The organism is Martelella sp. (assembly GCF_984369615.1).
In genome coordinates this window covers 1-6,356 of the sequence record NZ_CFHTCS010000258.1, presented here as the reverse complement: position 1 = coordinate 6,356, position 6,356 = coordinate 1, and the positions used below count along the sequence as shown (strand labels likewise).

Below are 6,356 nucleotides of genomic sequence, written 5' to 3'. Positions count from 1 at the left end.
CGGCACGTCGCTCTGCGTGGATTTCGCGCGCGGCCATGCCTGGACGCTGCTGACCAACCGCGTGCATCCGAGCCGCCATACGGACAGCGGCATCATGGCGCTGAGGCGGCGCGTCAGCGACCTTATCAACGGAGCGGAATGATGATGCAGGATTTCAAACCCGTCTGGGCCGTCGGTCTGATGACCGGAACCGTGCTTGACGGCAATATCGATGTCGCGCTTCTGAAAACCGACGGCGTCACCGTGGAGGCCTTCGGCGCCTACACGCTCGCCCCCTATCCGCAGGCGACGCGCGACCTGCTGGAGGAAACGCTGGCGGCAGCCCGCGCCTGGAATTTCGAAGGAGCGGAGCCGACGATCTTCACCGAGGCCGAAAAGGTGCTGACGCGGGCGCAATCCGACGCGGTGAAAGCGTTGGTCGAGGCCGAGGGCCTGTCGATGGCCGATATCGGCATTGTCGGCTTTCACGGCCAGTCCGTGCTGCATCGCGCGCCGACGAAGGATCGCCTGGGCGATACCCGCCAGCTGGGCGACGGGGCGCTGATGAGCCGCATCCTCGGCTGCAAGGTGGCCTATGATTTCCGCACCGCGGATGTGCGCGCCGGCGGGCAGGGCGCGCCGCTTTCGGCCGGCTATCACCAGGCGTTGCTGAAAAGCCTCGATACCTCCGGCAAAACGGCGGTGCTCAATCTTGGCGGCGTTGCCAATGTCACCTGGTGGGACGGCGGCGATCGGCTGATTGCCTTCGATACCGGCCCGGCGAATGCGCCGCTCAATGACTTCATGAAGGAAAACGGCCTTGGCGAGATGGATCGCGACGGGGCGCTGGCGCTTTCCGGCACGGTGGACGAGGCGCGGCTGTCGAGACTGCTCGAACATCCTTATCTGGCGGCGCCCTATCCGAAATCGCTTGACCGGTTTGATTTCTCCTCTGCCATGGCCGAGGGACTGGACACCGCAACGGGTGCCGCGACGCTGACGGCCTTTACGGCCGCTGCCGTCGGCAAGGCGCTCGATCTCCTGCCGGTGCGCCCGGAACGTCTCGTCGTCTGCGGCGGCGGCAGGCGCAACCCGGCGATCATGGCGATGCTTCAGACCCGCGCAGGCGTCGAGGCGGTGCCGGCTGAATCCGTCGGCTGGCGCGGCGACGCGATCGAGGCCGAATGCTTCGCCTTTCTTGGCGTGAGGGCCGTGCGCGGCCTTCCCTTCAGCTTTCCGACGACGACAGGCGTGCCCGAGCCGATGAGCGGAGGGCGGGTTACTGGTTGACCGGAGGTCGAAAAAGAGACCTGAAATCAAACATTTGATCTGAAGAGTTCAGGTTTTTTCTGCCCTGTCCGCTACAGTTTTTTCTGCAGGAACACCCGGTCGCGGCCGGCAACAAAATTCTGCATTCGGCCGAATTCGACATAGCCGGCGCGCTGATAGGCCTTGAGCGCCACCGGATTGAAGGTGTCGATGAAGGCGTCGTGGCAACCGCGTGCGCGCGCCGCGTCCTCGGCCGCCGAAAGCATTTTTCCGGCCACGCCTTGCCCGCGCGCGTCCTCGCCCACCCACAGCCGCTGCACGTAGAGCCAGCCCCATGCGGTGAACGCGTTGATGCCGGCGATCACAAGGCCGTCGCCGTCCCGTACGAAGACGGACAGCGGCGTGCGCTCCGCCGGCCCGACGTCGTCATCGTTGAAGCGCGAGAGGTTCTCGTCGACCCGGGCGATATCGTCCGCATCGGGATCGGCTGTGACTGTGATCTGCATGGCGTGCCTTCATGATTCGCATGGTCTTCGGAATGAAGAATACGCCAATTCATTCAGGTGCATAGACAGCCTGTCAGGCGAAACGCTTTAAGTTTCCGGCAAATCAAGAAGAAGTGGCTCCCCGGGTCGGATTCGAACCGACGACCTATCGATTAACAGTCGAGTGCTCTACCGCTGAGCTACCAGGGAATATGCGCGCCGCTCGGGCGCTGCGGTGTGAGCGGGTTAATACAAATGCACGGGCGGTTTGCCAAGCCCTTTTTGCAAAAAAATAACATTGTCTTCCGCTTTCGCGCACAAGCCCGGAAGGAGGCCCTTTCCGCTCCGGCCGGCCGGCCGGCTCCCGCGGCCGGAGCGGCGATTGGGAGGGGCCCGCGCGGCCTCAGCCGCGCCGCTGCACCCCGTCGCCCGTTTCGGGGCCGTCGCCGCGCTCGGAACTGTGCATGTCGCGCATTTCGCTCTCGATCCGCCGTCTGGCGCTGCGGGAGCGGATCTGCGTGGCCGAATAGGCGCGGGGCGACAGCAGCAGGTCACCCTCCGTGCGGATGATGTCGAAGCTGCGTTCGGCGGCCACCGGCTGGTCCTCGGAGGTATAGGTCGCAACGACGGTCAGCTTGACGTCGGCGATGTTTTCGAAATCATCGAAACCCTTCGGCGACATCTTGCCGATCAGCGTCCTGAACGAGCCGAGATCGAGATGCTCGCCGGAATCGAGCGGGCCCTGAAACCAGCGCTTGCGCGGATCAGGCGTGCCGTCCTCATCGAAATTGAGGTTGCTCAGGGAATAGCGGAGATTCCTGTCGCCGTCCTCATCCTTCAGGGTGAAATCGAGCAGCACGGCGTCGATATAGATCGGCTTGGCGCTCATATTGGCGACCAGGCAGTGTCCCTCCAGTGTCGGACCGGCGCCGCGATTGATCAGGATCTTCGCGCGCCGGCCCTCGCGAAAACCGCTGAAGATCAGCTGCAGATAGATTGCCCAGATGACGAGCGTGCAGAAGCTCGCAATCGCGCTCAGCGCGCCCGAATTCGCGTTGATCCAGCCCCAGACCATGTCCACTCCCGAAGGACCCGCCGGGCCCCCTGCGGCAGGTCAATGCTTATGTTTCATCGACGGGATAGGCCTTTTCCGCGGGGGCGCTCTTTGACCTCTCCTCGTCACTTTCGTTCTCAACGATGTCGACCGTCTTTCGTTCCGGCAATTGATCGCGGGAAAGGTAGACGGTGGAGGAGGGGAAAGCGAAGCCTGCGCCGTTGTTCTCGACCGCTTCGCGGATCGCGATCAGGAGTTCTTCCTGAACCTCGAGGAAGGCGTTGATGTCGGTCGCCGAGATGTTGGCATAGATATCGAACAGAAAGGCGAAGTCGCCATATTCCACGAAGCGCACCCTGAGAGGGCTCTCCAGCACGCTGTCATGCGCCTCGAGCGCCGCACGGATGCCGTCGCGCACCTTCTGCAGGGTCGCGCTGTCGGTCTCGTATCTGACCCCGACCTTGTGGCGGAACAGGAAGACGTCGCGCTGGCTGTAATTGGTGATCTTGTGCTTAACCAGCTCGGCATTGGCGACGATGATCAGCGTGCGGTCGAGCGCGCGGATGCGGGTCGAGCGGATGCCGATTTCCTCGACCGTTCCGGCGGTGTCGGAAAACTGGAAGAAGTCGCCGACGCGCACGATCCTGTCGGCATAAAGAATGAGGCCGCTGATGAAGTTCTCAAGCGTCGGCTGCGCGGCAAGGGCGATGGCCAGGCCGCCGACGCCGAGACCGGCGACGACGCCGTAGATCGGGATGCCGATCCGGGTGGCGCCGTAGCCGAGCACGACGATCGCCACCAGGAAGGAGGCGACCCGGAAGCCGGTGCGCACCAGACTGGCATCAAGGCTGGCGTTGTTGACGGTCGGATTGCGGATCGTCCACATGTAGAGCGTCTGCAGCACCTGGTAGGTGAGCCAGGCCGATGTCGTCCAGATGATGGCGCTGACGACCGTTGTCACGATCTGAAGAAGGTCGCCGGTGATGTTGATCTGCTCCTCGCAGAGATAGTGAAACAGGTTCGCGGCGAGGATCACGAGAAGCGGCGGCGTGAGGCGGCGCGACTGGCGGGCGGCGGGATCGAGCGGAACCGGGCGGCGGTTGTTCCAGCGGCTGTAGAGGGCGATCGCCAGCATCAGCACGACCACGGTGAGCGCGAGCGCGAGCCATTGCCAGTAGGCCTGGCCGCCAAACGTGTTCTGAAGCCAGCCCGGACCGTCCAGTATGAACTGATACCATTGCGGCGCGACGAGGTTTCCGGGTGTATAGATGTAGTACTGGTAGAGGTCCTCGCCCCTGTCGGCGATGATCGGCAGCGACTGAAGCGCCTCGTAATCATCCGGAATCTCGTCCACTGTCGCCGCGGTGAACAGATACTGGCCGGAATAGGGCCCGTCCTGCATGCGCTCGATGGTGAGGCTTGTGCCGGGGATGATCCATTTGTCCGGAAGGGGGCCGCCGAGCGCGTCCGCCCGGGCATTGGAGCCTGCCGGCAAACCGGGAATATCCTCGAGCGGCGGCAGGTAGATTCGATCGAAGATCTCCTGAAGCTGAAGCACCGTCTCGATGCTGAAACGCTCGCGCGAGGCGGCGGGAACGTCGGAAAGGTCGAAGGTCTGCGCCGCCTTGCCGAGCAGGGACTGGACGAGAACCAGTTGATCCTTCTCTTCCTCCGTCATGAAGAAGTTGTCATTGGCGAAGAATTCGTCGCGCACGCCGAGCCAGAGCTTGTTGGCCGCCTGCATGATGACCAGAAAGCTTTCGAGCGTGGCGCGCGGGCTGCGCGTGTCGGGCGGCGAGATCGGGTTGGTCACAAGCCGCTGGTAACGTGAATGCAAGCCCTCATTGTCAGCGGCGTCGCTGATGATCTCCTGAACCAGTTCCGCAGCCGTCGCGTCCTGTTGCCCGTGGGGCGTCGCTGGCGCTTGCTGGGCATAGGCCCTGGTTGCGTAATCGGCCTGGAAAACGGCGAGGAAGGCAAAGAGCAGGGCAAGGGCGAGCAAGGCGCATCGGCTGAACGAAGCGTTCGAGCGTCGGCGCCCGGTTCGGGAAGAATTGTCTGAATGCATCGCTTTCTCCGCTGCCTCCTCTGCGCGATTGATCTCTGCCGGATCCTCATTCCGCCGATCCGCAGCCAACCCTACCCGATTTTTTACGTGATTCGTGTCCAGCCAATGTGAATTTGTTGATTTTCCGGCCGCCGGTCTTCTCACGACAGGCCGAGGACCGCCGCTGTCAGCGCGAGATAGCGCCCGACCTTGGCAAGGGTGACAAGGGCGAGGAAGACGGGAAAGGGTTCGCGCAGGGCGCCGGCGACAACGGTCAGCGGATCGCCGATGATCGGGACCCAGCTCAGGAGAAGCGACCATTTGCCGTAGCGGCCGTACCAGGCTTCCGCCCTTTCAAGCGCCCGCGGGCCGACCGGAAACCAGCGCCGGTCGCGAAACCGCGCGATGCCGCGTCCCAGCAGCCAGTTGACGACAGAGCCGAGCACATTGCCGAGCGAGGCGGCGAGCACAAGCGCGAAAACCGGATAGGCTCCCGTCAGCAGCAGTCCGGAAAGCGCCGCCTCCGATTGCATCGGCAGGATGGTCGCGGCGACCAGCGCGCTGGCAAACAGGCCGCCATAGGCAAGCAGGGCGCTCATCCGGGGCCGCCGCTGGCGCTCCGGTCGCGCCGGTTTCGTCTGTCTTCAGCCGTCGGCATGCCTGTGGTTTCCTGCATCGGGTCACGGACGTAGTATTGCCGGAGATCGCAAGTCGCAAGCCTGAAGCCGGCCGGCAAGGCGCGGCGTCTGGACAATGCGGGCAGCGCCGCGTCGCGTGCGCCGAACGCACATGAAGAGTGAGGCGGCTGCCAGGAGCGATACAGGCGCAATTTAGCCGCCATTTTTCGGAGATTCCCCTTGCGCCGAATTGCAAATCATTCTAAACGCCCGCCAACGCTTGCTTTTCAGCGGCGCGGGGCCTCGTGGCGGAGTGGTTACGCAGAGGACTGCAAATCCTTGCACGCCGGTTCGATTCCGGCCGAGGCCTCCATTGCCGTTTTCGGCGCTTCTTTTCCGCAATCACCCGCATCGGCTCCCGGGCCGCGTTCCAACCGTCTCGACTGTTTCCGGTGGTCGCGCGCCGTGCGCGGCAAGACTGATTCCATCACTCGCTTCACGGCGATCCGACGGTCATTCCCTATGACGATGCCCGACGAAAAACAGTGCAACTTTTAGGGGAATTCATCAATTTACGGCAGCCATAAGGCGGCAAAACGCCAGAAAAGGTCCGGGCCCGGACATTTTGCGCCTGTCTAAGAGACGGGAAATCATCAAAAGTGATTCCCGGGCTTTCTCAGAAGATTCCGCAAACCAGAAAATGCGCCCGGGGGGACGAACCATGACCAAAGCTGTCGGCGGCAAGCGCTCCGGGAACGGCAAGGCCGGCAAGCCGGTGCGGACGGGCATGCGAAAACGCTGGATCGCCTCCTCGCTGCTGTTTCAGTCCACAGCGCTTGCCGGCGCGCTTTCCGGCGTTCCGGTGCCGTTTTATTCGCGCGGCTACAGCCGGGTCTATGCGCAGG

6 protein-coding genes, 2 tRNA genes and 1 pseudogene are annotated in these 6,356 nt (G+C 63.3%); 4 read left to right on the top strand and 5 right to left on the bottom strand.

Translation table 11 applies throughout. The features are described from left to right. Positions 1 to 142: pseudogene (locus AC5DC2_RS17440) on the top strand (esterase); the annotation flags it as partial. Continuing rightward, positions 142 to 1,269, top strand: a complete 1,128-nt coding sequence (locus tag AC5DC2_RS17435; RefSeq protein WP_024708128.1) for an anhydro-N-acetylmuramic acid kinase — start codon at positions 142 to 144, stop codon at positions 1,267 to 1,269. The pseudogene AC5DC2_RS17440 and the gene AC5DC2_RS17435, both read left to right, overlap by 1 nt. Before the next feature lie 71 nt (positions 1,270 to 1,340). Here AC5DC2_RS17435 and AC5DC2_RS17430 read toward each other — a convergent pair whose 3' ends face one another. From AC5DC2_RS17430 to AC5DC2_RS17410, 5 genes are all read right to left on the bottom strand, one after another. After that, positions 1,341 to 1,754, bottom strand: a complete 414-nt coding sequence (locus AC5DC2_RS17430; RefSeq protein WP_024708129.1) for a GNAT family N-acetyltransferase — start codon at positions 1,752 to 1,754, stop codon at positions 1,341 to 1,343. Positions 1,755 to 1,868: 114 nt separating this feature from the next. Continuing rightward, positions 1,869 to 1,943: transfer RNA gene (locus AC5DC2_RS17425), tRNA-Asn, on the bottom strand. Between the two features lie 193 nt (positions 1,944 to 2,136). After that, positions 2,137 to 2,808, bottom strand: a complete 672-nt coding sequence (locus AC5DC2_RS17420) for a hypothetical protein (RefSeq protein WP_152534525.1) — start codon at positions 2,806 to 2,808, stop codon at positions 2,137 to 2,139. Positions 2,809 to 2,854: 46 nt separating this feature from the next. Beyond that, positions 2,855 to 4,789, bottom strand: a complete 1,935-nt coding sequence (locus AC5DC2_RS17415) for a mechanosensitive ion channel domain-containing protein (protein WP_491699385.1) — start codon at positions 4,787 to 4,789, stop codon at positions 2,855 to 2,857. Between the two features lie 206 nt (positions 4,790 to 4,995). Beyond that, entirely contained in the window at positions 4,996 to 5,433 is a 438-nt protein-coding gene (locus AC5DC2_RS17410; protein ID WP_024708132.1) for a YqaA family protein, read from the bottom strand. A gap of 317 nt (positions 5,434 to 5,750) precedes the next feature. Here AC5DC2_RS17410 and AC5DC2_RS17405 point away from each other — a divergent pair. Further along, positions 5,751 to 5,824 (top strand) — tRNA-Cys (locus AC5DC2_RS17405). 348 nt (positions 5,825 to 6,172) lie between these two features. Then, positions 6,173 to 6,356, top strand: a 184-nt coding sequence (locus AC5DC2_RS17400) for a hypothetical protein (protein ID WP_491699384.1), incomplete at its 3' end; no start/stop codon positions are given.